The organism is Kribbella pratensis, from assembly GCF_004365355.1.
Lineage (GTDB): Bacteria > Actinomycetota > Actinomycetes > Propionibacteriales > Kribbellaceae > Kribbella.
This window is the reverse complement of sequence record NZ_SODP01000001.1, coordinates 3,020,831-3,045,298: the sequence shown is the minus strand read 5'-3', so window position 1 is coordinate 3,045,298 and position 24,468 is coordinate 3,020,831. Positions and strand designations below refer to the sequence as shown.

25 protein-coding genes are annotated in these 24,468 nt (G+C 68.0%); 21 read left to right on the top strand and 4 right to left on the bottom strand.

The genetic code is table 11. The features are described from left to right. Positions 1-166 precede the first annotated feature (166 nt). Genes ngcE through EV653_RS14375 form a run of 6 tightly spaced genes read left to right on the top strand, consistent with a single transcriptional unit; the run spans position 167 to position 5,434 of the window. Positions 167-1,579 carry an N-acetylglucosamine/diacetylchitobiose ABC transporter substrate-binding protein gene (gene ngcE, locus EV653_RS14400; protein WP_134102814.1) on the top strand — a complete coding sequence of 471 codons (1,413 nt, stop codon included), beginning with the start codon at positions 167-169 and terminating at the stop codon, positions 1,577-1,579. Continuing rightward, positions 1,576-2,571, top strand: coding sequence for a carbohydrate ABC transporter permease (locus EV653_RS14395; protein ID WP_238159731.1), 996 nt, complete (start codon positions 1,576-1,578; stop codon positions 2,569-2,571). Before ngcE ends, EV653_RS14395 begins: the two co-directional genes overlap by 4 nt. After that, complete coding sequence (locus tag EV653_RS14390; protein WP_134102811.1) at positions 2,568-3,461, top strand: carbohydrate ABC transporter permease; 894 nt, start codon at positions 2,568-2,570, stop codon at positions 3,459-3,461. Before EV653_RS14395 ends, EV653_RS14390 begins: the two co-directional genes overlap by 4 nt. 21 nt (positions 3,462-3,482) lie before the next feature. Next, on the top strand, positions 3,483-4,049 hold the full coding sequence (locus tag EV653_RS14385; RefSeq protein WP_238159730.1) for a DUF6891 domain-containing protein: 567 nt from the start codon (positions 3,483-3,485) through the stop codon (positions 4,047-4,049). Continuing rightward, positions 4,046-4,639, top strand: coding sequence for a pyridoxal 5'-phosphate synthase glutaminase subunit PdxT (pdxT, locus tag EV653_RS14380; protein WP_134102808.1), 594 nt, complete (start codon positions 4,046-4,048; stop codon positions 4,637-4,639). Before EV653_RS14385 ends, pdxT begins: the two co-directional genes overlap by 4 nt. A 33-nt stretch (positions 4,640-4,672) precedes the next feature. After that, positions 4,673-5,434 (top strand): YebC/PmpR family DNA-binding transcriptional regulator, encoded by a 762-nt coding sequence (locus tag EV653_RS14375; RefSeq protein ID WP_134102805.1) that lies wholly within the window; start codon positions 4,673-4,675, stop codon positions 5,432-5,434. A 27-nt stretch (positions 5,435-5,461) separates the two neighbouring features. Here EV653_RS14375 and EV653_RS14370 read toward each other — a convergent pair whose 3' ends face one another. Beyond that, complete coding sequence (locus tag EV653_RS14370) at positions 5,462-6,265, bottom strand: hypothetical protein (protein WP_134102802.1); 804 nt, start codon at positions 6,263-6,265, stop codon at positions 5,462-5,464. A 133-nt stretch (positions 6,266-6,398) separates the two neighbouring features. Here EV653_RS14370 and EV653_RS14365 point away from each other — a divergent pair, with 133 nt between their 5' ends. The 12 genes from EV653_RS14365 to EV653_RS14310 all read left to right on the top strand — a co-directional run bounded on the left by EV653_RS14365 (position 6,399) and on the right by EV653_RS14310 (position 19,096). Then, on the top strand, positions 6,399-7,001 hold the full coding sequence (locus tag EV653_RS14365) for a mycothiol transferase (RefSeq protein WP_134102799.1): 603 nt from the start codon (positions 6,399-6,401) through the stop codon (positions 6,999-7,001). Positions 7,002-7,049: 48 nt separating this feature from the next. After that, positions 7,050-7,541 (top strand): hotdog fold domain-containing protein, encoded by a 492-nt coding sequence (locus tag EV653_RS14360; protein WP_134102795.1) that lies wholly within the window; start codon positions 7,050-7,052, stop codon positions 7,539-7,541. A 70-nt stretch (positions 7,542-7,611) separates the two neighbouring features. After that, positions 7,612-8,769, top strand: coding sequence for a GNAT family N-acetyltransferase (locus tag EV653_RS14355; RefSeq protein ID WP_134102792.1), 1,158 nt, complete (start codon positions 7,612-7,614; stop codon positions 8,767-8,769). A gap of 72 nt (positions 8,770-8,841) precedes the next feature. Then, positions 8,842-9,438, top strand: coding sequence for a crossover junction endodeoxyribonuclease RuvC (gene ruvC / locus EV653_RS14350; RefSeq protein ID WP_134102788.1), 597 nt, complete (start codon positions 8,842-8,844; stop codon positions 9,436-9,438). Between the two features lie 22 nt (positions 9,439-9,460). After that, positions 9,461-10,063, top strand: coding sequence for a Holliday junction branch migration protein RuvA (ruvA, locus tag EV653_RS14345; RefSeq protein WP_134102785.1), 603 nt, complete (start codon positions 9,461-9,463; stop codon positions 10,061-10,063). Between the two features lie 13 nt (positions 10,064-10,076). Further along, positions 10,077-11,129: a Holliday junction branch migration DNA helicase RuvB gene (ruvB, locus tag EV653_RS14340; protein WP_134102782.1), complete on the top strand. Its 1,053-nt coding sequence runs from the start codon at positions 10,077-10,079 to the stop codon at positions 11,127-11,129. Between the two features lie 234 nt (positions 11,130-11,363). Further along, complete coding sequence (gene yajC / locus EV653_RS14335; RefSeq protein WP_134102779.1) at positions 11,364-11,849, top strand: preprotein translocase subunit YajC; 486 nt, start codon at positions 11,364-11,366, stop codon at positions 11,847-11,849. Positions 11,850-11,933: 84 nt separating this feature from the next. Next, a complete protein-coding gene (gene secD, locus EV653_RS14330) occupies positions 11,934-13,688 on the top strand; it encodes a protein translocase subunit SecD (RefSeq protein WP_370357800.1) in 1,755 nt (584 codons plus the stop codon). Next, the gene (gene secF, locus EV653_RS14325) at positions 13,688-14,911 is read left to right on the top strand and encodes a protein translocase subunit SecF (RefSeq protein ID WP_134102776.1); all 1,224 of its coding nucleotides are present in this window, start codon (positions 13,688-13,690) and stop codon (positions 14,909-14,911) included. Before secD ends, secF begins: the two co-directional genes overlap by 1 nt. Beyond that, positions 14,911-15,450, top strand: coding sequence for an adenine phosphoribosyltransferase (locus tag EV653_RS14320; RefSeq protein ID WP_134102773.1), 540 nt, complete (start codon positions 14,911-14,913; stop codon positions 15,448-15,450). Before secF ends, EV653_RS14320 begins: the two co-directional genes overlap by 1 nt. Before the next feature lie 459 nt (positions 15,451-15,909). Continuing rightward, on the top strand, positions 15,910-18,099 hold the full coding sequence (locus EV653_RS14315) for a RelA/SpoT family protein (protein WP_134104255.1): 2,190 nt from the start codon (positions 15,910-15,912) through the stop codon (positions 18,097-18,099). Positions 18,100-18,379: 280 nt separating this feature from the next. Then, positions 18,380-19,096, top strand: coding sequence for a hypothetical protein (locus EV653_RS14310; RefSeq protein WP_238159729.1), 717 nt, complete (start codon positions 18,380-18,382; stop codon positions 19,094-19,096). Here EV653_RS14310 and EV653_RS14305 read toward each other — a convergent pair. Next, a complete protein-coding gene (locus EV653_RS14305; RefSeq protein WP_134102770.1) occupies positions 19,093-19,998 on the bottom strand; it encodes a hypothetical protein in 906 nt (301 codons plus the stop codon). The two genes, EV653_RS14310 and EV653_RS14305, sit on opposite strands and share 4 nt — an antisense overlap. A 180-nt stretch (positions 19,999-20,178) precedes the next feature. On the opposite strand from EV653_RS14305, the gene EV653_RS14300 reads away from it, so the two are divergent. From EV653_RS14300 to EV653_RS14290, 3 genes are all read left to right on the top strand, one after another. Continuing rightward, the gene (locus tag EV653_RS14300) at positions 20,179-20,760 is read left to right on the top strand and encodes a papain-like cysteine protease family protein (protein ID WP_134102767.1); all 582 of its coding nucleotides are present in this window, start codon (positions 20,179-20,181) and stop codon (positions 20,758-20,760) included. 1 nt (position 20,761) lies between these two features. After that, positions 20,762-21,508, top strand: a complete 747-nt coding sequence (locus EV653_RS14295) for a hypothetical protein (protein ID WP_134102764.1) — start codon at positions 20,762-20,764, stop codon at positions 21,506-21,508. Between the two features lie 73 nt (positions 21,509-21,581). Beyond that, positions 21,582-22,151: a GrpB family protein gene (locus tag EV653_RS14290; protein ID WP_134102761.1), complete on the top strand. Its 570-nt coding sequence runs from the start codon at positions 21,582-21,584 to the stop codon at positions 22,149-22,151. 1 nt (position 22,152) lies between these two features. Here EV653_RS14290 and EV653_RS14285 read toward each other — a convergent pair whose 3' ends face one another. Both EV653_RS14285 and EV653_RS14280 read right to left on the bottom strand, forming a co-directional pair. Continuing rightward, positions 22,153-23,022: a hypothetical protein gene (locus EV653_RS14285; protein WP_134102758.1), complete on the bottom strand. Its 870-nt coding sequence runs from the start codon at positions 23,020-23,022 to the stop codon at positions 22,153-22,155. Between the two features lie 213 nt (positions 23,023-23,235). After that, positions 23,236-24,462 carry a DUF349 domain-containing protein gene (locus EV653_RS14280; protein WP_134102755.1) on the bottom strand — a complete coding sequence of 409 codons (1,227 nt, stop codon included), beginning with the start codon at positions 24,460-24,462 and terminating at the stop codon, positions 23,236-23,238. Positions 24,463-24,468: the final 6 nt, after the last annotated feature.

Genomic DNA, 24,468 nt, shown 5'->3' with positions numbered 1-24,468 from the left:
CGGGCGGCAGCGCGTCGGAGTGCGCCCTGCCGCCATTATCGTGCGGCTGGACCGTGGGCAACGAGCAGCGACGAGCGCTCGCCGGCTACGGGACGGGGGGATGTTCACCACAAGGGGCAGGTGTGTTCAGCACCGTCGGGAATCTAGCGAGAAGAGGCAGGACCAAATGAGCGAGACCAGCAAGATCGGACGGCGGAGTCTCCTGCGAGGGAGCCTGGCGGCGGCCGCGGTGCTTCCCCTCAGTGGCGTGATCGCCAGCTGCGCCGGCAGCGGCAGCGACAACAACAGCTCTCAGCAGGGCGGGGCCAAGAGCACGGACAACCCGTTCGGCATGGCGGACAAGTCCACCGTCGACGCGGTCATCTTCAACGGCGGCTACGGCTACGACTACGTGCAGTTCGCGGCCGACTTCGCGCAGAAGAAGCAGGCGGGCTCGACGTTCAAGGTCTCCCCGTCCACCCAGATCGCCCAGCAGTTGCAGCCGCGCTTCGTCGGCGGCAACCCGCCGGACCTGATCGACAACTCCGGCGCGAACCAGATCGGCTTCAACACGATCCTGGACCAGCTGTCGACGCTGGACGACGTCTTCGAGGCCAACAACTACGAAGGCAAGAAGATCGCCGACACCCTGTACCCGGGAGCCAAGAACCCCGGTACCTTCGACGGCAAGTTCGTCGCGATGAACTACGTGCTCACGCTGTACGGCATCTGGTACTCCGACAGCCTGTTCAAGGCCAACGGCTGGGAGCCGCCGAAGACGTACGACGGGCTGCTCGACCTCGGCGCCAAGGCCAAGGCCAAGGGCAAGTACCTGTTCGTCTGGGGCAAGGAAGCCGCCACCTACTACCACACGATGGCCGTCGACGGCGCCATCAAGGAAGGTGGCGACGAGGTCCGGCTGGCGCTGGAGAACCTCAAGGAGAACTGCTGGTCGATGCCGCAGTTCCAGGGCATCTTCAAGGCCATGGAGACCATGGTCAAGAACGGGTACTTCGTGCCCGGCGGCGCCGGTACCCAGTTCACCGCCGCGCAGGCGAAGTGGAGCAACGACCAGCAGGCCATCCTCTACCCCTCGGGCTCGTGGATCGAGAACGAGATGAAGAAGGCCACCAAGGCGGGCTTCGACATGAAGGGCGTCCCGGAGCCGACCCTGACCGAGAGCCCGAAGCTGCCGTACGAGTCGCTGCGCAGCGCGGCCGGCGAGCCGTTCATCGTCCCGGCCAAGGGCAAGAACGTTGCCGGCGGCAAGGAGCTGCTGCGGGCCATGCTGTCCAAGGACGCGGCGACCAACTTCGCCAAGACCCGGCTCGCGCCGACGATCGTCAAGGGCCTGGTGCCCGCCGACGGGTTCGGCTCGACCGCGCTGCAGTCGCAGACCGCGATGCTGGACGCCGCCGGTACGAACGTCTTCGACTACCAGGTGTTCGGCCTGTACGGCATGAACACCGACCAGCTGGTGGTCTGGAACTCGTTCCTGTCCGGCCAGCTGGACGCCGCGGGCCTGACCAAGGGCCTGCAGCAGATCACCGACAAGGTGCGCAACGACAGCTCCGTCAAGAAGATCCCGGTCACCAAGTGACCACGACGCAAGAGGCTGTGCCGGGAGGCGGACCCAAGCGGTCCGCCACCCGGCGCCGCCGGCCGCTGACCTTCGACCGTGTCAGCTTCATGGTCGTGTTCCTCGGCCTGCCGCTGGTCGTGTTCGTGGTCTTCGTGGTCTCGCCGTTCGTGCAGGCGCTGTACTACTCGCTGACCGACTGGTCCGGTTTCAGCGCGGGGCAGAACTTCGTCGGCTTCGACAACTACGTCCGGCTGTTCCACGACGACATCTTCCTGAAGGCCGTCCGCAACAACATCGAGCTCGCGATCGTCGTGCCGATCGTGACGATCGTGCTGGCGCTGACCCTGGCCACGCTGGTGACGATCGGCGGCTCGGGCACCGGTACCGTCCGCGGGCTGCGCAACTCCGGCTTCTACCGGATCGTCTCGTTCTTCCCGTACGTGATTCCCGCGATCGTGATCGGCCTGATCTGGGCCCAGGTGTTCACGCCGGGCTCGGGCATCCTGGACGCCGTACTGTCGAAGATCGGGCTGCACCAGTTCGAGAACTACGCCTGGCTCGGCGACGCGCGGACCGCGATGCCGGCCTCGATGTTCGTGATGATCTGGGGCTTCGTCGGCTTCTACATGGTGCTGTTCATCGCCGCCATCCGGGGTATCGACCCCGAGGTGTTCGAGGCGGCCCGCATCGACGGCGCCGGCCGGTTCCGGACGGCGATCTCCATCACGGTGCCGCTGATCCGCGACAACGTGCAGACGGCCTACATCTACCTCGGGATCGCCGCCCTCGACGCCTTCGTCTACATGCAGGCGCTGAACCCCGGCGGCGGGCCGCAGAACTCGACCCTGGTGATGCCCCAGCAGCTGTTCACCACTGCCTTCACCAAGGGGCAGTTCGGCTACTCGACGGCCATGGGCGTGGTCCTGGCCGCGGTGACGATGCTGTTCGCGCTCCTGGTCTTCGTGGTGAACGCCCTGACCGGCGGACGTGAGCGGAAGGTACGCCGATGACAACCACTACCGCCGACCGGGCCGACCTGGTCGCCGACTCCCGCGCACCCGGCACGGGGTCCCGGGAGGGCAGGGGCGTCGCCACGACCGCCCACATCGCGCTGATCCTGTGGTCGCTGCTGGTGATCCTCCCGCTGCTGTGGACGCTGGTGTCCTCGTTCAAGTCGACGCAGGAGGTCCTGGGCAATCCGCTGACGCTGCCGCACAAGCTGCGGTTCGAGAACTACGCCAACGCCTGGACGACGGCCGGCATCGGTCGCTACTTCGCGAACACCGTGATCGTCGTGGGCTCCGCGCTGGTGCTGGTGATGATCCTCGGCGCCATGTGTGCGTACGTGCTGGCCAGGTTCACGTTCCCCGGCAACCGGCTGATCTACTACTCCATGCTGGCCGGACTGACGTTCCCGGTCTTCCTGGCGATCGTGCCGCTGTTCTTCGTCCTGAAGAACCTCTCCCTGCTGAACACCCTGCCAGGGCTGATCATCACCTACGTCGCGTTCGCGCTGCCGTTCACCGTCTTCTTCCTGCACAGCTTCTTCAAGGCGCTGCCGGGCGAGGTCTACGAGGCGGCGCAGATCGACGGGGCAGGTGAGTGGCGAACGTTCTTCTCGGTGATGCTGCCGATGGCGAGGCCGGGGATGGCGTCGGTTGCCATCTTCAACTTCCTCGGGTTGTGGAACCAGTTCCTGCTCCCGGTCGCGCTGAACACCGACTCGAAGAACTATGTCCTCTCGCAGGGCATGGCCTCGTTCGCGTCGCAGGCCGGTTATGCGGTGGACTTCGGTGCCCTGTTCGCGGCCGTGGTGATCACGGTGGCGCCGGTTCTGGTCGTCTACATCATCTTCCAGCGTCAGCTGCAGGTGTCTGTTACCGCCGGAGGCGTGAAGTAGCGCCTGAACTACCCTTGAGCAGTGACAAGCAACCTGCAGTCGGTGGACGAACGGACCGCCCGGGAACTGCGTGGCCTCGCCCGCGTCCTGGTGCGGTCCGGGTACGCCGATCACGCCGCCATCACGGCCGCGCTGACCGAGGCGGTCCGTGAGGACGCACCCTCGATGGACGCCGGCGCATTGGTCCCGCTGCTGATCGGTGAGGCGGTGATGGACCTCAACGCCGACGCCGCGACCTGGCCGGAGAGCACCGACCCGGACAGATTGGACGCCGTACTCGCGGAGCTCGAAGAGCTGGGCGTGGTGGTGGTCCGGTACACGTCGGACCATCACGAAGCCCGGAAGGTGCTGGAGGCCGCGGACAGTCCGCAGGGTCTGGTGTTCTTCACCGACACCGACGTCTGGCACGCGGTCGACTTCGGCATGCTCGAGTTGAAGCTCTGGCACCCCGACACCGCCAACGTCGCGCCCGGCGAGCCGCTGCTGGACGACGTACTCGAGCTGCTGCACCGCCACGACCTGCCCGCCGCCTTCGACGAGGGCCGGATCGAGGTCACGCTCAACTGGCAACGGAGGGTGACGCTATGACGGTGATCGGAGTGTTCGCCCTGCAGGGCAATGTCCGCGAGCACCTGGCGATGCTGACCGAGGTCGGTGTCGAGGCGCGGCCGGTGCGGCGTCCGTCCGAGCTGGAGCAGGTCGACGGGCTGGTGCTGCCCGGCGGGGAGTCGACCACCATGTACAAGCTGGCGCGGACGTTCGAGCTGTTCGAGCCGTTGCAGAAGCGGATCGCGGACGGGATGCCGGTGTTCGGCACCTGTGCCGGGATGATCATGCTCGCGGACACGATCACCGGCGGGACCGCCGACCAGGAGACGCTCGGCGGCCTCGACGTGACGGTGCGGCGGAACGCCTTCGGTCGGCAGGTCGACTCGTTCGAGGCCGACCTCGAGTTCGCCGCTTTCGACGCGCCGTACCACGCGGTGTTCATCCGGGCACCGTGGGTGGAGCGGGTCGGACCGGACGTAGAGGTACTCTCGACGGTGAGGTCGGGCCCCGCCGCGGGTAGGATCGTCGCGGTCCGCCACGACCGGCTGCTCGCCACGTCGTTCCATCCGGAGATGACCGGGGACGCGCGGCTGCACGGCTACTTCGCCGAGCTGGTCCGGGCCCACTGAGTCGTTGTTGTAGGTAGAAGGGTTGGGTTCGCCATGTCAGGCCACTCCAAGTGGGCCACCACGAAGCACAAGAAGGCCGTCATCGACGCGAAGCGCGGCAAGCTCTTCGCGAAGTTGATCAAGAACATCGAGGTGGCCGCCCGGATGGGCGGTGGCGACCCTGGCGGGAACCCGACCCTGTACGACGCCATCCAGAAGGCGAAGAAGTCCTCGGTCCCGAACGACAACATCGACCGCGCGGTCAAGCGCGGCTCCGGTGCGGAAGCGGGCGGCGCGGAGTACCAGACGATCATGTACGAGGGGTACGGCCCGAACGGCGTGGCGATGCTGGTCGAGTGTCTGACCGACAACCGGAACCGCGCGGCCGCGGACGTCCGGACCGCGATGACGCGCAACGGCGGCTCGCTCGCCGACCCGAACTCGGTCGCGTACCTGTTCAACCGCAAGGGCGTCATCGTCGTCGCCAAGGAGCAGGACGGGAAGTCGCTGTCCGAGGACGACGTGATGGAGGCCGTGCTCGAGGCCGGCGCCGAGGAGGTCAACGACCTCGGCGAGTCCTGGGAGGTCGTCACCGAGGCCACCGACCTGGTCGCCGCCCGGACCGCGCTGCAGGACGCCGGCATCGACTACGACTCCGCCGACGTCCAGTTCGTCCCGTCGATGACGGTCGAGCTCGACGCCGACGGCGCCGCGAAGATCTTCCGCCTGATCGACGCCCTCGAGGACAGCGACGACGTACAGAACGTCTACGCGAACTTCGACGTCTCGGACGAGATCATGGCCGAGGTCGGCTGACCGACCTGGGCACAGTTCCCATTCCGGTCACATCCCGAGGGCCTTTCCGTCGATCACCTGACTCGACGGAGGGGCCTTCGGCGTTGTGACCTGGTTGTACTGGCTGAAGCTCAGCGCGTCGGCGCCGGACTCCAGCCGGACCGGGCGTGCGGTCGCGGTGTCGACCCAGAGCGTGCCGTCACCGTCCCCGAGGCCGATCGCGGGGACGCCGTCGACGGTCTTGGGTGCGGTCTTCCTGACCGAGCCGCTGGGCTCGAACAGCGTGTCGAAGAATTCGGCCTTGCTGGCGAACAGCGCGAAGTTGCCGAGGTCCTTGTCGCTCATCGTCGTCCGGATCCAGCGGCCGGCGATCAGACCGACGATGGCGTCCGCCTCGGCCTTGGACTTGGTCTGCGACCGCCAGAACTTGTTGCTCATCTTCAGGTACGCCGTCTTGCCGATCACCATGACCGACATACCGCCGTCGCTGGTGGTGATCGACCCGTGGCCACCGTTCTTGGTGACCCGCACGTCGAGAACCATCCGCTCTTTGCCGTCGGAGACAGCGCCCTTCATCCGGACGCTGGTGGCGGCCTTCGCGGCGGCCTGCGTCTTGGTGAGGATCTTGGCTGCCGACAGGCCGGCGATACTGCTCGCCGCCGGCGGCGCGATGGACGGCTTCTCCAGGACTGCTGTCGGTGTGTCTGATGGTGTCGCTGTGGGGGTGGTGGCTACTGGCGTAGGTGTCGGTGTGGTCTCCACGGCATCGTCACTCGCGGCCTTGGGCCCGCCGCATCCCGCGACGAACGCCATCAGCGCGATTGCGCCCACAGCCGATCGATTCCTCAGCATCCTGCTCTCCCCCCAACGACGGCACGGATATCAGGAAGATGCGCAGCGGACCGGAAAAGTTGCTCAAAGCGGCGTTCCGGCATCAATCGAATTCCGGAAGTAGATCGTCCGGTTGCGGTTCTACGCTGCCAGCATGGACACGCACACCGCTCGGCCTTCAGCGTTGACGAGCGCGCCCGGGTTCACGCCCGGACGTCCTCCGGAATGGGATCTCACCATCTTCCTGCACGGCGATGAACTCCAGACCGCACTCATCACCTTGGAGCGCAACCGACGTACGTTCGCCTGGAAGTGCTGGGATGTGGACTCGGACGGCCTTCAGTTGCGCCTCGGTCCGTCCGCGATCACTCTCGGCGGACTTCTCAAGCACTTGGCGCTGTGTGAGGAGATGAAGTTCCAGAGCGACCTGACCGGCGCGCCTCTGCTGCCCGAGTTCCGCGACATCGACCACGAAACCACCTGGGACACGTGGGCTTGGGAATCAGCCAAGGACGACGATCCTGAGGCGCTCCGCGATCTGTGGGTCCGCGCGGTACACCGCTCGCGCGACACCCTCGCCGCCATTCTCGCCGAGTCGGGCCTCGACCACGCCCCCGCAGGCGGAATGAGCCTGCGCCGCCTCATCAGCGACCTCATCGAGGAATACGCCCGCCACACCGGCCACGCCGACTTCCTCCGCGAAGCCGTCGACGGGGCCACCGGCGAGGGCCCGCCAAGGAACTTCCCCGTTCCCTAGCCGCGAGGATCTCTTCACGCGCATGTGACTCGTGGGTAACATGCGGGTATGGCGAGTCAGGTGTTGGGGTTGTGGGAGCGGTTGCGTGGGGTGCCGGGTGGGGAGGTTCTGTTTTCCTGGGGGTTTACCTGGAAGGCGCCTTATTTCCGGTCGGTGCGACCTCGGTTCTTGCAGGTGGAGCGGGACTTTGCGGCGTTGCGGTTGCCGAAGCGACGGGCGGTGCTGAACCACATCGGGACCGTGCATGCGATTGCCGTGTGCAACGGGTTGGAGGCCGCGATGGGGGCGTTGGCGGAGGCAACGGTGCCGACGGGGAAGCGGTGGTTGCCCAAGGGGATGGAGGTTTCGTACCTCGCCAAGGCGACGTCCGACCTGGTCTGTTCGGCCGAGACCGATCCGGACAGCTGGACCTCGGGGCCCGATGTGCCCGTGCGGGTGAAGGCGACTCGCGACGACGGCACAGTCGTCGTCGAGGGCGTCATCCACCTCTGGGTCACCGACAAGAAGACGTCCGCGGACCGGGTGGCGAGCGGGAAATAGGTCTGAACACGTCGGCAACAGGTGGGAAATGGGGCCGCATCGATCGGCGCGTGGGACGTAGGGTCGGCGGGTGACCGAGTTGCGGGTGGTGGATGTTGTCGAGGAACAGCTCGATGCGGTCTGGGAGGTGCGGATTCGGTCGTTCGGGCCTGGAGGGGACCGGGACGAGTGGAAGAAGAATGCGCTCACCTTCATGGACGGCCGGTTCCTCGGTGTCGTCGATGGTGACCAGCTTGTCGCCGCGGCGCGGATCTGGCCGTTCGAGCAGTGGTGGGGTGGGCGTCGGGTCCCGATGGGCGGAGTGGCCGGCGTAGTCGTCGCCCCGGAGTACCGCGGTCGTGGTGTCGGCAGCCTGATGATGCGTGCGGTGCTGCAGCGATGCGCCGACAAGGGATACCCGCTGACGGCGCTGTATCCCGCGACGACTGTTCTCTACCGGCACCTGGGGTATGAGTTCGCGGGTAACAGGTACAAGTTCTCGTTCCAGGCCGCTGATCTCCGGACGCTGGGCGGCAAGGGTACGGCGGTGCGGAAGGCGGGCCCGGCCGACGCGGATCTGTTCCTGGAGCTCGCCGGGAAGAATCACGCGGTAAGGCGTTCGAGCGGTCCGCTGATCTGGCCGCGCACTGAGGTCGAGTCCTGGCTGGAAGACGAGAACAACTTCGCGTACGTCGCCGACGACGGCTTCGTGGTCTACAACTGGTCCGACGGCGACCTGGCTGTCGACGAGCTCATGGCCGGCTCCGAGGAGACCGCACGGGCCCTGTGGGCGACCGTCGGCTCGGGCGCGTCGATCGCGAAGTCGGTGCAGGCGTACTGCCCGCCGTTCGACCCGATCCATCTGCTCGCCGAGCACGAGGCGGCCGGCGACACGCGGATCAACCGCTGGATGCTCCGCCTCATCGACGCTCCAGCCGCCATTGCATCGCGAGGCTTCCCGGAAGGCGTCGTACTCGAGGCCGACCTGCGGATCGACGACCCCGAGCTGCCTGCGAACACGGGCGACTGGCACCTGTCGGTCGCTGACGGATCGGGCAGCCTCACACCCACGGACAGCCCGACCGACGCCCTCCGCTGCGGCCCGCGTGGACTAGCTGCGCTGTATGCCGGTACGCCGCTTGCGGCCCTGCGCGGAGCCGGACTGGTCACCGGGGGAGCGCCGGCAACGGACGCCGGGCTGGATGCGGTCTTCAGCGGACCGACGCCGTACATGCTCGACTACTTCTGAGTTCGGCGCGTCGATTTCGTCAGTCGCGAGACCGCCGTCTAGGGTTATCGAACAAACGTTCGGAGGTGGTCCATGCGGGTGCTCGGCGTCGACCCGGGACTGACCCGGTGCGGCCTCGGCGTCGTCGAGGGCACGCCGGGGAAGCCCCCTGCACTGGTCGCCGTCGGAGTGATCCGCACGCCGGCCGACCTGGACGTGTCAAAGCGGCTCGTCCGGATCGAGGCGGAGTTGGAGGAGTGGATCGCCAAGCACCAGCCGGACGCGGTCGCCGTCGAGCGAGTGTTCGCGCAGCACAACGTCCGGACCGTGATGGGGACGGCGCAGGCCTCGGGAGTGGCGATGGTCGTCGCGGCGCGTCGCGGACTGCCCGTCGCGCTGCACACGCCGAGCGAGGTGAAAGCCGCGGTCACCGGATCGGGCCGGGCGGACAAGGAGCAGGTGACCACGATGGTCACCCGCATCCTCAAGCTGAGCGAGCGTCCGACACCCGCCGACGCCGCGGACGCGCTGGCGTTGGCGATCTGTCAGGTCTGGCGTGGTGGCGTGGCGAGCAAGCTGCAGGAGGCGGCCTCCAGCCGGTCGAACCTCGAGGCTCTGGCGCAGGCGCAGTCCCGGCTGCAGGTGGCAAGATTGCGGGCCGCGGTGGCGGCTCAGCAGGGCAAGCGGTGAGCACGGAAACGGGAGGTTGGCGATGATCGCCTTTGTGCGTGGACCGGTGGCGGCCATCGGAGTGGACAGCGCCGTGGTCGAGGTCGGGGGAGTGGGCCTGCAGGTGTACTGCGACCCGGGCACGCTGGCCGGTCTCCGGCCGGGTCAAGAGGCCCGGATCTCCACGTCGATGGTGGTTCGCGAGGACTCGCTGACGTTGTACGGGTTCGCCGACGACGATGCGAAGAACCTGTTCGAGCTGCTGCAGACCGCGTCCGGGGTCGGCCCGAAGCTGGCCCAGGCGGCGCTCGCGGTGCTCAGCCCCGACCAGTTGCGGCAGGCGGTCGCGACCGAGGATCTCGTCGTACTGGTGAAGGTGCCGGGCATCGGGAAAAAGGGCGCCCAGCGGATCGTGCTGGAGCTCAAGGACAAGATCGGTGCGCCGTCGAAGACGGTGACCGGGCGGCCCCTGCAGACGCAGGAGGCGTGGCGGGAGCAGGTGGCGGCCGGTCTGGTCGGTCTGGGCTACTCGGCCCGCGACGCCGAGGACGCGGTCACCGCAGTGTCGCCGCTCGCCGCCGACAGCCCGAGTCCGGCCGTTCCCGACCTGCTGCGTGCCGCGTTGCGCGTGCTCTCGAAGGCCTGAGAGGGCGTAGGCGATGGAAGACAACGTCCGGCCGCTGGTGTCCGCCGACGCGGTGGATCTCGAGGAACGCAAGATCGAGTCCGCGCTCCGGCCCCGCACGCTGGCCGAGTTCGGCGGTCAGCGCCGGGTCAGTGAGCAGCTCGAGCTGGTGCTGCACGCCGCCCGCGGGCGCAATCGCGCGCCGGACCACGTGTTGCTGTCCGGTCCGCCCGGCCTCGGCAAGACCACGTTGGCCATGATCATCGCGAGTGAGCTGTCCGCGCCGCTGCGTGTGACGAGCGGGCCGGCGATCCAGCACGCCGGCGACCTCGCCGCGATCCTGTCCGGGCTGAGCGAGGGCGAAGTACTGTTCCTCGACGAGATCCACCGGATGTCGCGGCCGGCCGAAGAGCTGCTGTACATGGCGATGGAGGACTTCCGCGTCGACGTGATCGTCGGCAAGGGGCCCGGCGCGACCGCGATCCCGCTCGAGATCCCGCCGTTCACGCTGGTCGGGGCGACCACGCGGGCCGGTCTGCTGCCGGGGCCGCTTCGTGACCGGTTCGGGTTCACCGGTCACCTGGAGTTCTACGAGTCCGCCGAACTGGAGAAGATCGTCAACCGCTCGGCAGCCTTGCTCGAGGTCGACATCACCCCGGAGGGCGCGGCAGAGATCGCCTCGCGCTCACGCGGTACGCCGCGTATCGCGAACCGGCTGCTCCGCCGGGTCCGCGACTACGCAGAGGTGCGGGCGGACGGCATCATCACCCTCGCGCTCGCCAAGTCGGCCCTCGAGCTGTACGAGGTGGACAAGATGGGTCTCGACCGGCTCGACAGGTCCGTTCTGGACGCGTTGTGCCGCCGTTTCGGGGGCGGACCGGTCGGTCTCTCCACGCTGGCGGTTGCGGTGGGCGAAGAACGTGAGACTGTTGAAGAAGTGGCCGAACCGTTCCTGGTCCGGTCGGGCTACTTGGCCCGTACGCCGCGTGGTCGTGTCGCCACCCCCGCGGCCTGGCGGCATATCGGGCTGAAGGTCCCGAAGGGCGCGACGTTCGCCGACACGCTCTTCGACACCGACGAAGACTGAAGGAGCTCGACCCAACTGAACAGCGGACGTCGGGGAACGTCCGCGGACGCCGGAGCGTAGTTACTGCAGGAGCGAGTAACGCAAACGTGACCCGGTGTCATGAGGTACTTGTTGCCGCTCAGGGTTAGACTCCCCGGTGGCCTGACCTCCAGGTTATTCCGCTGCGACCTGCGCGCTTCGAGCAGAGCGTGCCGGACGCCCGTATTTCCGATCGACAAAGGATTCTGAGACCCGATGCAACTCCTCGCCGTACCGATGGCCTCCTCCGGGGGCGGCGGCATCACGCTGCTGCTACCGCTGATCCTGATCGTCGGAATGATCTGGTTCATGAGCCGCACGCAGAAGAAGCAGCGCCAGCGCCAGGCTGACACCGTGGCCGCGCTCGCCCCGGGTAGCAAGGTGATCACCACCAGCGGCCTGGTCGGCATCGTCGAAGAGACCGACGACGAGTACGTGACGCTGGAGATCTCCGAGGGCGTGCTGGTTCAGGTCGTGAAGGCCGCGATCGGCCGGGTCGTCCCGGAAGAGGACGCCGCCGACGAGGCCACCGTCACCGCGGACGAGTCCGCCGACTCCACTGTTGCCGCTGACTCGACCGATTCCACCACTGTGGTCTCGACCGACGAGTCGAAGGTCGACGTTCCGGACACGGGCCGTGACAAGGCCGACGGCAAGGTCCAGGACGCGCCGAAGCTGCCGCCGACGCACACCGAGAACTGAATTCCGTCCCACCAGCCTGCGGCGCGGCGTTCGGCGTCCACCTGACGGTGCGGCGCGCCCAGAAGTACGAAGGTTGAATCTGACGTGGCAACGAGTTCGTCGACATCCCGCCCCGGGCGGAACCTGATCGCCTTGCTGGTGATCATGGTCCTGCTGCTCGGCATCATGGCGCTGACCAAGACCTGGAAGCCCAAGCTGGGACTGGACCTGCGCGGTGGCACCACCATCACGCTGACCGCCAGCACGTTCGACGGTAAGGGCAAGGTGACTGCCGACCAGTTGAACGAGGCGAAGAACATCATCGGCCAGCGCGTCAACGGCGCCGGTGTGGCCGAGGCCGACATCACCACCTCCGGGTCGAACCACATCAACGTGGCCGTCCCGGGCGCCACGAAGGAATCCCTGGTGTCGCAGGTCGGTCAGACCGCCTTGCTGTACTTCCGGATCGTGCTGGGTGCGCAGGCGACCGCGCCGGCGCCCGCACCGACCCCGACTCCGGGCGCCAGCACGACGCCGAAGCCGAGTACGACGCCGAAGCCGAGCGCGACCGTGAAGCCGAGCGCCACGGTCAAGCCGACCACGAGCAGTACTCCGAAGGGCCGGGCCTGGACCAGCGCGCTCGCCGATGCGACGCCGACGCCCACCCCGAAGGCGAGCACGACGCCGAAGCCGAGCACTCCGGCTGCGACCCCGTCGACGCCGGCCACCGCAACGGGCGACCCGCTGAACTACACGCCGGATGCGGCCACGCAGGCGGCGTTCGCGACGTTCAAGTGCGGTGACAAGCAGCTCGACGACCCGAAGACGGCGATCTTCTCCTGCGACCAGAACGGGCAGTACAAGTACCTGCTCGGTCCGGCGATCCTGGCGGGTACCGACCTGTCGGACGCCAGCGCGGGCATCCCGCAGAACGGTCTGCAGTGGCAGGTCAACCTGAAGTTCACCTCGGCCGGCGGCGAGAAGTTCCTCAAGGCCACCCAGAACATCTCCCAGCGGGGCCAGGGTCAGAACCTGTTCGCGATCGTGCTGGACGGCAAGACCATCTCGACGCCGAGCGTCGACAACCCGATCCCGGGCGGTCAGGCGCAGATCACCGGTACCTTCACCGAGGCCGAGGCCCGCGACCTGGCGAACGTGCTGAAGTACGGCTCGCTGCCGGTCAAGTTCGACATCTCCTCGGTCGAGACCGTGTCGCCGCAGCTCGGCGGGGACCAGCTCTCCGCGGGCATCTGGGCCGGCATCATCGGCCTCGCCCTGGTCGTGATCTTCTGCTTCCTGTACTACCGCGGTCTCGGCATCGTCGTGGTGCTGTCACTCCTCGTGGCCGGCATCCTGACCGGATCTCTGGTGATCCTGCTCGGCAAGGCGATCGGCTTCACGCTGACGCTGGCCGGTATCGCCGGTTTGATCGTCGCGGTCGGTATCACCGCGGACTCGTTCATCATCTACTTCGAACGACTCCGGGACGAGGTGCGTGAAGGCCGTAGCCTGCGCTCCTCGGTCGAGACCGGCTGGGCCCGCGCCAAGCACACGATCATCGCCGCCGACTCGATCTCGCTGCTCGCCGCGATCGTGCTGTACGTGCTGGCGATCGGCAGCGTCCGCGGCTTCGCGTTCACCCTCGGCCTGACCACGTTGATCGACCTGGTCGTGGTCTTCCTGTTCACCAAGCCGGTGGTCACGCTGCTGGCCCGCACCGACTTCTTCGGCCACGGGCACAAGCTGTCCGGCCTGGATCCTGAGCATCTCGGCGTCGAACGACTACCCGGACAGACGAAACCGGCAGCCCGGCCGCGGAAGACGCCGTCGACGCGCAAGCCGCTGGGAGGGCAGGTCTGATGTCGAAGCTCGGACAGATCGGTGCGAAGCTGCACCGCGGTGAGGTCTCCTACGACTTCATCGGCCACCGCAAGTTCTGGTTCAGCCTCTCAGCAGTCCTGGTCATCATCTCGCTGGCCGGCCTGTTCGCCCGCGGCCTGGCGCTCGGCATCGAGTTCCGGGGTGGCGTCGAGTACGACGCCGCCGTCAAGGTCACTGACAGCACGGTGGACGACTTCACCAACGCCGTGAAGGCGACCAACGCCAAGGGCCTCGGCGACCCGGTCGTCACCACGATCAACGGCAACAAGGTCCGGGTCCAGACCAAGCCGCTGGCGCAGGCCGACGTCGGCAACGTGCGGGCAGCGATCGCCAAGGAAGCCGGCATTCCTGCCGAGCAGGTCACGTCGCAGCAGATCGGCGCGTCCTGGGGTAGGCAGATCGCCGACAAGGCGATCCTGGCGCTGATCGTCTTCCTGGTCGCGGTGTTCGCGGTGATCTGGCTCTACTTCCGAGAAGCCAAGGCCTCCATGGCCGCAATCATCGCCCTGATCCACGACGTCACGATCACCGTCGGTGTGTACGCACTGGTCGGCTTCGACGTGACGCCGGCGACCGTGATCGGCGTACTGACGATCCTCGGCTACTCGCTGTACGACACCGTCGTGGTGTTCGACAAGGTCCGGGAGAACACCCGGGGCATCACCGGTTCGAACCGGTTGACGTACTCCGACGCGACCAACCTCGCGGTCAACCAGACCGTGGTCCGGTCGATCAACACCACGGTCACCGCTCTGCTCCCGGTCGGCGCGATCCTGGTCGTCGGCACGGTCGTGCTCGGCACCGGCCCGCTGAAGGACCTGTCGCTGGCGCTCTTCGTCGGTATCGCCGTCGGTGCGTACTCGTCGATCTTCATCGCCCCGTCGCTGCTCGCGACCTTCAAGGAGCGCGAGCCGGGCATGAAGGCGCTGAACAAGCGTGTGATGGCGAAGAGGGCTCAGGCGGCCGCTGCTGCGACCGCGGAGCCGGTCGCGGTGGCCACGGCTGGCGCCGCCGCACGGACCGCCGTACAGGACACGCCGCGCCAGGACTCACCGCGACCGGACTCGCCGCGACCGGACTCGCCGCGGAAGGCGGATCGGGCCACCGGTACGGCGCCGACGCCGTCGACCCGGCCGATGAAGGCGACGGCGGCCGGGCGTCCGCAGCCGACGCGCAAGCCGCGGTCCAAGCGCGGTAAGTGATGCGGTCGCTCGAGCAGGTCCTCGCCGACGGCATTCGCGATATTCCGGACTACCCGCAGCCGGGGGTGGTGTTCAAGGACATCACCCCGCTGCTGGCCGATCACACCGGCTTCACGCAGGTGGTGGAGGCGCTGGCGGCGGCCGGGACCGACGACGACGGGAACCCGGTGGTCGACAAGGTGGTCGGGATCGAGGCGCGCGGGTTCATCCTGGCCGCCCCGGTCGCGCTCGCCCTCGGCGCCGGGTTCGTGCCGGTGCGCAAGAAGGGAAAGCTGCCGGCGGCGACGTACGAGGAGTCGTACGCGTTGGAGTACGGCGAGGCGACCATCGAGGTGCACCAGGACGCGTTCGCTCCGGGGGACCGGGTCCTGGTCATCGACGACGTCCTCGCCACCGGCGGCACCGTCGAGGCCTGTCTGCGGCTGATCCGCCGCTGCGGGGCCGAGGTCGCCGGTACCGCGGTCCTGCTCGAGCTCTCGTTCCTCCCGGGCCGCAAACGCCTCGAAGGCGAAACCCTCACGTCCCTCCTCACTGTCTGAAACCTCCACGGTTTGGTGGGTACACCCACCAGACCGTGGGTTGGCCAACCGGAATGCGGTTGGCCAACCCACTCGCGGGTGGGTGTACCCACCAGACGGGGACGGTCGGCGGTCTGAATTCGGGCAAACTCTCCGCGGTCGGGCGCTGACCCGGCGTGTTGTCCACAGGCGGGTCTGCCTGGTTGGTCAACGGCCTCTAGACTGGTGGTCTGTCGGCGGAGGGACACAAACGTGGGCGAAGACCCGGCGATGACATCTGCGGTGCCGAACGCCGTACCGCAAGAGCCCCCGCGCGCGCCGTCACCGGTGCGCCCGGTCTCGCCGACGCCTGCGTCCCAACCGCCTGCCCAGGCTGCCCAGGCTGCTCAGCCGCCGGTCCAGCCGCCGCGGATCGCGCCGGCCCGGGTCCGGGCCCGGCTCGCCCGCCTCGGCGGCACCCGGCACCCGAACCGTGCGCCGATGCTCGAGCCGCTGTTCCGGGTCGTCCGCGCGACGCACCCCAAGGCTGACCTCGGGCTGATCGAGCGTGCGTACCGGACCGCGGAGAAGTACCACACCGGTCAGTTGCGCAAGAGCGGCGACGCGTACATCACGCATCCGCTCGCCGTCGCCACGATCCTCGCCGAGCTCGGTATGACCGCGCCGACGCTGTGCGCCGCCGTGCTGCACGACACCGTCGAGGACACGCCGTACACGGTCGACGAGCTGACCCGCGACTTCGGCGAAGAGATCGCGATGCTCGTCGACGGCGTGACCAAGCTGGACAAGGTCAAGTACGGCGAGTCCGCGCAGGCCGAGACGATCCGCAAGATGGTCGTCGCGATGTCGAAGGACATCCGGGTCCTGGTGATCAAGCTCGCCGACCGGCTGCACAACATGCGCACGCTCGGGTTCCTGCGGCAGGAGAAGCAGGAGCGGATCGCCCGCGAGACGCTGGAGATCTACGCCCCGCTGGCCCACCGGCTCGGTATGAACACGATCAAGTGGGAGCTCGAGGACCTTGCGTTCTCGACCCTGCACCCGAAGGTGTACGACGAGATCGTGCGGCTGGTCGCGGAGCGCGCGCCGTCCCGGGACGAGTATCTGGCCTCGGTGATCGACCAGGTCCACGAGGACCTGCGGGCCGCGAAGGTGAAGGCGACGGTCACCGGCCGGCCGAAGCACTACTACTCGATCTACCAGAAGATGATCGTCCGCGGGCGCGAGTTCGGTGACATCTACGACCTGGTCGGCATCCGGGTCCTGGTCGAGTCGGTCCGCGACTGTTATGCGGCGCTGGGCATCCTGCACGCGCGGTGGAATCCGGTCCCCGGCCGGTTCAAGGACTACATCGCGATGCCGAAGTTCAACATGTACCAGTCGCTGCACACGACGGTGATCGGCCCGCAGGGCAAGCCGGTGGAGCTGCAGATCCGGTCGTTCGCGATGCACCGCCGCGCGGAGTACGGCATCGCCGCGCACTGGAAGTACAAGGAAGACCCGAGCTCCGTCGCGCCCGCCACGCCGACCACCGACGTCGGCGGTCCGAACGACATGCCCTGGGTGCGGCAGCTCGTCGACTGGCAGCGGGAGACGTCCGACCCGTCGGAGTTCCTCGACTCGCTGCGGTTCGAGATCAACAACTCCGAGGTCTACGTCTTCACGCCGCGCGGCGATGTGATGTCGCTGCCGACCGGTTCGTCGCCGGTCGACTTCGCGTACGCGATCCACACCGAGGTCGGTCACCGCTGTATCGGCGCCCGCGTCAACGGGCGCTTGGTGCCGCTGGAGAGCACGCTCGAGAACGGTGACGTCGTCGAGGTCTTCACCTCGAAGGCGCAGGGCGCGGGTCCGTCACGCGACTGGCTGACGTTCGTCAAGAGCCCTCGCGCGCGGAACAAGATCAAGCACTGGTTCTCCAAGGAGCGCCGCGACGAGGCGATCGAGCACGGCAAGGACGCGATCGCGAAGCAGCTCCGCAAGGAGGGCCTGCCGCTGCAGCGTCTGCTGTCGCACGAGACTCTCACCGCGGTCGCCAACTCGCTGCGGTATCCGGACGTCACGGGTCTGTACGCCGCTGTCGGCGAGCAGCACGTCAGCGCGCAGGCCGTCGTACGGCGTCTCATCGAGACGTACGGCGGCGAGGAGGGTGCCGCCGAGGACCTGTCCGAGGGCGTGCGCCTGCCCGCGAGTCGTGAGCGCCGCAAGCGCACGGCCCGGGGCGATGCCGGCGTCATCGTCAAGGGTGCGACGGACGTGCTGTCGAAGCTGGCTCGGTGCTGTACGCCGGTTCCGGGCGACGAGATCATCGGCTGGATCACGCGCGGGGCGGGCGTCTCGGTGCACCGCGCCGACTGCGCCAACGTGGAGAACCTGAAGACCCAGCCGGAGCGCATCGTCGAGGTGGAGTGGGCGCCGACCGCCCAGTCCGTCTTCCTGGTCGCCATCCAGGTCGAGGCGCTCGACCGGGCGCGGTTGCTGTCAGACATCACCCGCGTGCTTTCGGACTATCACGTGAACATCCTGTCCGCAGCGCTGACGACAACCCGGGACCGCATCGCCAAGTCCCGTTTCACCTTCGAAATGGGCGACCCGACTCATCTGGGCCACGTGCTCAAGGCGGTTCGCTCGGTCGAGGGCGTCTTCGATGTGTACCGGGTGACGCAGTAGTTCGGTTTGTGGGGCCGGGGACACTGCGACTATGAGTGGTCTCGGCCGGCGGGCGTTCCTGGTTGCGGGTGCCGGGGTGTTGGCGGGGTGCAGCGATTCGTCGGCCCAGGACCAGCCGTCGCCGAGCTCTCCGTCCAGCCGCACGCCCAGCCCGACGGCCAGCTCCACGCCTGGCCCTACGCCGAGTTCTCCGCCGAGTTCTCCACCGACTCCATCGGTGACGCCTGGTTCGCCGCCGGCGACGACCCCGACTCCCACGCCTGCGGTCACCCTTCCTGCTGTGCGGGCTTGGGTGCCAGGCCCGGGGGAGATCCAGCCGCAGGTGAAGCGGCTGGCGGTCGCGGCGGTGATGAAGCTGCTGCAGCCGACCGATACGCCGGTGGCGATCGACGTGATCGATGCGCAGTACGGCGGGATCCTGAGTTCTTCGGCCAGCGTGCTCGTGCCGTGCCGGGTGTACTCGATCCGGGGGAATCGGGTGATCAGCGGTGGTTCGACAGTCGACGTACGGCTGAGCAAGTCGTCGCAGGCCACCTGGCGCGTCACGGCGACCCATCCGGCTCAGCCCGGTGCACCAGCTGCGACCCTGTCGGCCGCCGCGCGGAAGGTGCTGGCGGACGAGCAGATCTCGTTGCCGCCGGCATCTGCCGCGGACATCAGGTCGGGCCAGGTCCATGACAGCGTGCTGAATGCGATGCTCGAGCTCGCGAAGACCTACCGGATCGGCGTGAGCGTCATCCGCTCCGGCCACCCGCTCGATGTCTTCGGCACCGACCGTCCGAGCGACCACCCCCGCGGCCGCGCGTTCGACACCTGGCAGATCAACGGCCACGCGGTGGTCTCACCGGATACGTCGCGCTCGCTCATCACGTCGTACATGCATGCCGCTGCGTCAGCCGGCTCGTACAACGTCGGCGGTCCGTTCCAGCTCTCGGGTACGGCGTACTTCTCCGACCAGACACACCACGACCACGTGCACGCAGGCTTCCGGAGCTAATCCCACTCCCACGCGATGCCGACCGTCCCAGGGTCCGCGGACGGTTCGATCACGTGGACCCGGCCGTCGGGCGTCAGCATCAGCTCGCGCTGCACCAAGTTCGGACCTGAGGTGTGGCGGCGGCGCAGCTCGTGGACGCGGACCGGCAACGCGGCGCGGTCGAACTGGACCTCGAGCACGTAGTGCATCCCGCCCCACTCGCTGAAGCGCTGGTAGTCCGTTGTCGGCAAACCGCTCGGGTCATCGATCTCGTAGTGCACGACGGCGGTCTCCCCGACGGCGAGCACCCGATCGAGCAGCAACTCGCCGAGCAGCGCTCCGGCCTCGGGGGAGCGGGCAATCCGGCCGGTCCGGCAGCCGCTCAGTGCGCGGAGCGTGACCTGCTCCGCGTCGCAGCCCGTCTCGCCCTGGTGCGCGATGATCAACCGATCCACCGGCTGTACGGCGACCACGCTCTGGATCACGCTCCGGCGCTGGGCACTGCGGTCGGCGCCGATCCTGACCTCCTCGAGCACCGTCACATTGCGAAGCCGCCCGTGGGCATCCCGGCGGAGCCGATCGAGCAGCCGGGTGAGCGCCTCGGCGTAGTCGACAACGGCGTACGGCTGGGGCGAGGTGCCCGGCTCGCGCGCCGGCGGGATCCGGACGGTCAACCACCCGGCCGGCACCTGCAGAAGCTCCTCGAGGGCCGTGATGACGGCCAGTGAGTCTTCGCGCGGGATCCGTCGGCCGCTCTGCCACGTGCTGAGGGTCGCGACGCCGACATGCAGTCCACGGTCGGCGAGATGGGTCCTGATCCGGTTAAGCGCCAGCCCGCGGCGCGAGATCGCCTGCCGCAGCGCGTCCGCGAACGACGCCTCCGGCGTCACCGCAGGGACCGACGCTTCGACCGATTTGACCATGGGCCCACGCTCCTTCGGAGCAGTGTAAACATTCACAGCACGGTCCGACAGCGGTTCGTCACCCGCTGTTCACGGCGCAGGCGCGTTCACAACCCGTCGTACGGCGGGATCCGACGACTTGTCGCGCCGTCCCGGTGTCCCGACGATGGTCTCCGCCCAACTCCGTTCGAAGGAGGACCCATGCGCAGGCTCCGCCCCAGCCGCTCCTGGTCGTTGCTCTTGGCCACGATCCTCGGGCTCGCGACACTGGCCCCGCTCGCGCCGCCCGCCTCGGCCGCGCCCAGCAGCTACTACCTGAACGTCTCCGGCCAGGCCCAGCAGAAGTCGAACTGGTGCTGGGCCGCGAGCGGCAACAGCATCGCCGCGTTCTACGGCCGCTCGTACTCGCAGAACCAGTTCTGCAACCTGGCCTTCGGCAACAACGCAAATGCGACCTGTCCCAACAACCAGGCGACGCTGGCCAACGACCAGCAGGCGTTCCGCACGATCGGGATCAGCGCCGGCAGCTACATCTCCGGCACGCTCAGCTTCAACACGCTCGTCACCGAGATCGCCGCCGGCCGCCCGGTGATGACGCGGATCGGGTGGACCTCGGGCGGCGGTCACATGATGGACATCATCGGGTACGACGCGTCCGACTCGACGCTCGAGTACTACAACCCGTGGCCGGACGACCCGCGCTACAACTACTCGACGTACAGCTGGTACCGGTCCAACTCGCAGTTCACGTGGACCCACTCCCTGTACCGGATCGGAGCCTGACATGCGCCGTCTGCTTCGCTGTGCCGCCGTACTCGCGGCCGGCCTCGGCTTCGGACTCGCCTTCGCCGCCCCGGCCAGTGCCGCCGCACCTCAGCCGATCGCCCCGAATGAGTTGTCCAAGGCAACTAACGCTGCTCACTCGTCGTCCGCTGTCCAGCTGCTCGCGAAGGTCCCGGGTGCTGCCGGCAAGGCTGCGGCGAGCGTCGGCTCGGACAGTCACGCTGTCTACGCACTCAATCCGGCCTTCGTCCGCGACGCGTCCGCGCCGGTCGCCACCTTCTGGTACGCCGCAACCGGTGCCAGCAAGGGCGGACAGGCATTGACCGTCTTCACCGCTCCGGACTCGCGCGGCGTCTGGCAGCCGGTGAATGTGGCCTCCGGCAACACCGAGGCCCGGATGGCGACTGCCGCCGGCGGTGCTCTGCTCTTCACAGAACCCCAGATCGGCGCCTGGTATGCCCTGACCGCCGACCAGGTCCGGCCGCTCAACCCGTCCGCTGTGAAGTCGATCGGCTCCAAGCCGATCGCCGTCACGGCGTACCAGAAGCTCGTCTCCCAGCGCTACGCCGACAAGCTTCCCGGCAGCACCTACAACGAATCCGGCATGGCAGGAGGCTACGACACAGCGGCAGTAGTCAAGGCGCCAACTTCCCACTCCGCCTACCTCGTCCCCGGCGTCGCGGCGTCCGGCGTACTCATGCTCGGACTCCTACTCACAGTGAGGCGCAAAATGACCTACAACGACTGACCCTCGCCCGCCCGGTTCGCCGTATCAGCCAGTCCCTCGGTACGACGAACCGGGCGCTTGCGATCATGACCCAATGCCCTTCCCGGATGAAGTTGGCCGCGGCGTCACAGTCGTCGACTATCAGCCTGACTGGCCGGCTGAGTTCACGCACCTCGCCGACAGACTGCGCGCGGCGGTGGGGGATCGGGCCGTTGTCATCGACCATGTCGGCTCCACTTCAGTCCCCGGTCTGGCCGCGAAGGACTGCATCGACGCCCAGATCCGGGTCGACGCCCTCTCCCCGGACCTCGTCGAACTCCTCGAGAACGCCGGCTTCCGCTGCCGCCCGGAACCCTGGAACCGCGTAGAAATCTCCAGCGGCCAACGCTGCGACAAGCTCGTCTTCGCCCCACCCATCGGTGAGCGCGCCACCAACGTCCACATCCGCCTGACCACCGGGCCCAACACCCGCTACGCCTTACTCTTCCGCGACTACCTCCGCGCCGACGCCAAGGCCCGCGCTTCCTGGGGCGCCTTCAAACAACGCCTGTCCCAATCGGTCCACGCCCTCGCCGACTACGGCCAAATCAAAGCCCCCGCCACCGAAATCCTCATGCTCTCCGCCGAACACTGGGCCGCAGACACCAACTGGACCCTCTCCTGACTCACCACCGCCGCGGCAACCGAGGCTCCTGACAGAGAAACCCACCAACGGCAAGCTCCAGCGCCGGATAAGACCCCCACAAATCCGTCCGCCGCACCGAGATGATGTGCCACCCCAACCCATCCAGTTCCGCACGCCGGGTCTCGTCGCGTGACTGTTGTCTGGTCGATGAGTGCCACTGGTCGCTGTCGTATTCCAGGCCGAGCTTGCGGCCGTCGATCGGGCGGTCTGGGTAGCCGACGTCGAGCCGGTAGAGCCGGCTCGGGCCGTCGACGCGGATCTGCAGGTCAGGCCGGCCGAAGCCGGCGTCGAGCAGGCGGAGGCGGAGCCAGGATTCCGCGGGGGATTCGGCCCGCCGGTCCGCGTGGCGGAGGATGTCTTGGCTCTGGCTGTATCCGCGGCGGCCCTCGCAGGCAGCCGACGCGGCGCGGAGCGCCCACAGATCTGCCTTACCCGAGCGGAGGATGGCGTCCACGGCGGAAAGGGCGAACGGCCGCGGCAGCGTCATCGCGAGTGCGAGTGCAGTGGACGCGGGGCTGGTGACCCTCAGGCCATCGAGCTCGACCACGTCCGCGTCGGGAACGTCCCGAGTCCATTGGGCTTGCACCAGGTCCACAGGTCCGAGCGCGGTTGTCGCGATGCCGTGGAGCCAGGCGGCCGCTCGCCCACACACCACGGCATCCGCCGGCACGACCAGGCGCAGCGCGTCAGCTCGTAGCGCGGGTGAGTCGGGCATCCGGACGTCGACATAGACACCCTTGAGAAACTGACGAATCTCGCCTCGCGCCAACAGCCACGCAAGCTTGCGCGGCACCTGCCGAGCCGTGAACGGCAGGCCGGCGAAGTAGTACGGCTGGTCGTACTCGAACATCCCAGCAGAATGCCGGATTCTCCGCCCGCATGCTCAAAGTTGTCCACAGGCCCCTGCTCGGGTTGCCCGGATCGCCAGGCCATCACAACGTGCAGAGCGCGGCCACGCACCGCCCGCGGCCGCGCCGACCGCGCGATGGTGATGGCGTGGACATCCGCACATCACGAGCCGACGGGAGGCTCGGCCACCCGCCGTCAGATGATCTCAGCTGGTTTAGCTGAAGTCGGTGAGGGCGTTTTGGGCTTGGGTTAGCCATTCGCGGCGGGCGGCTATGGCTTCGCGGGCCTCGGTGGCCTTGCGGGTGTTGCCCTGGGACTCGAACTTGGCGGCCTGCTTCTCCAGGTCGGCGATCAGGGATTGGAGCTGCTTGACCGTCGCCTCGGCGCGGGCTCGGGCCTCGGGGTTCGAGCGGTTCCAGACCTCGTCCTCGGCCGCCTTCACGGCCTGCTCGACCGCGCGCAGCCGGCCGTCGATCGCGCGCATCGAGTCGCGCGGGACCTTGCCGATCTGGTCCCAGCGGTCCAGGTACTCGCGGAGCTGCTCGCGGGCGGTGCGAGCGTCGGTGACCGGCACGATCGTCTCGATCTCGACGAGGAGCGCTTCCTTGGCCGCGAGGTTCTCGACCTGTTCGGCGTTCTCCTCGGCCTGTACGGCGTCCCGTGCGCCGAAGAACAGGTCCTGCGCGGCCCGGAAGCGCGCCCACAGCTTGTCGTCCACCTCGCGCGGCGCGGGGCCCGCGGCCTTCCACTGCCGCATCAGGTCGCGGAACCGGCCGGACGTCGGACCCCAGTCGGTCGAGGCCGCGAGCGACTCCGCCTCGGCAGCGAGCCGCTCCTTCACGACCGCGGCCTCTTCGCGCTTGGAGGACAGCTCGGCGAAGTGCTGCTTGCGATGCCGCGTGTACGTCGTACGCGCGGACGAGAATCGGTGCCACAACTCGTCGTCCGACGACTTGTCGAGCCGGGGGAGTGCCTTCCACTCGTCCAGCAGCTCGCGCAGGCGGGTGACGCCGTGGCGCCAATCGGTGCCGGCGGCGATCGTCTCGGCCTCGGTGGCGATCTTGGTCTTGGCGGACCGCGCTTCCTCGACCTTCGCGGCGCGTTCGGCCTTGCGGCGTTCACGCTGCTGCGCGACGAGCGGGGTGAGCGCGTCGAGCCGGGCGCGCAGCCCGTCGAGGTCGCCGACCGCCTGTGCCTCCTCGATCGAGCCGGTGACCTTCTTCACCGCGGCCCGGGCGTCGTCCGGTGACACTGTGCCCGCCTGGACCCGCTGCTCCAGCAGTTCGACCTCGAACGCGAGCGCGTCGTACCGGCGGGTGTAGAACGCGAGCGCTTCCTCAGGGTTGGCGTCCGGCCACTGACCGACCGCGCGTTCACCGTCCTTCGTACGTACGAAGACAGTTCCGTCCTCGGCTACCCGGCCCCAGTTCTCTCCGGCCACAACTCG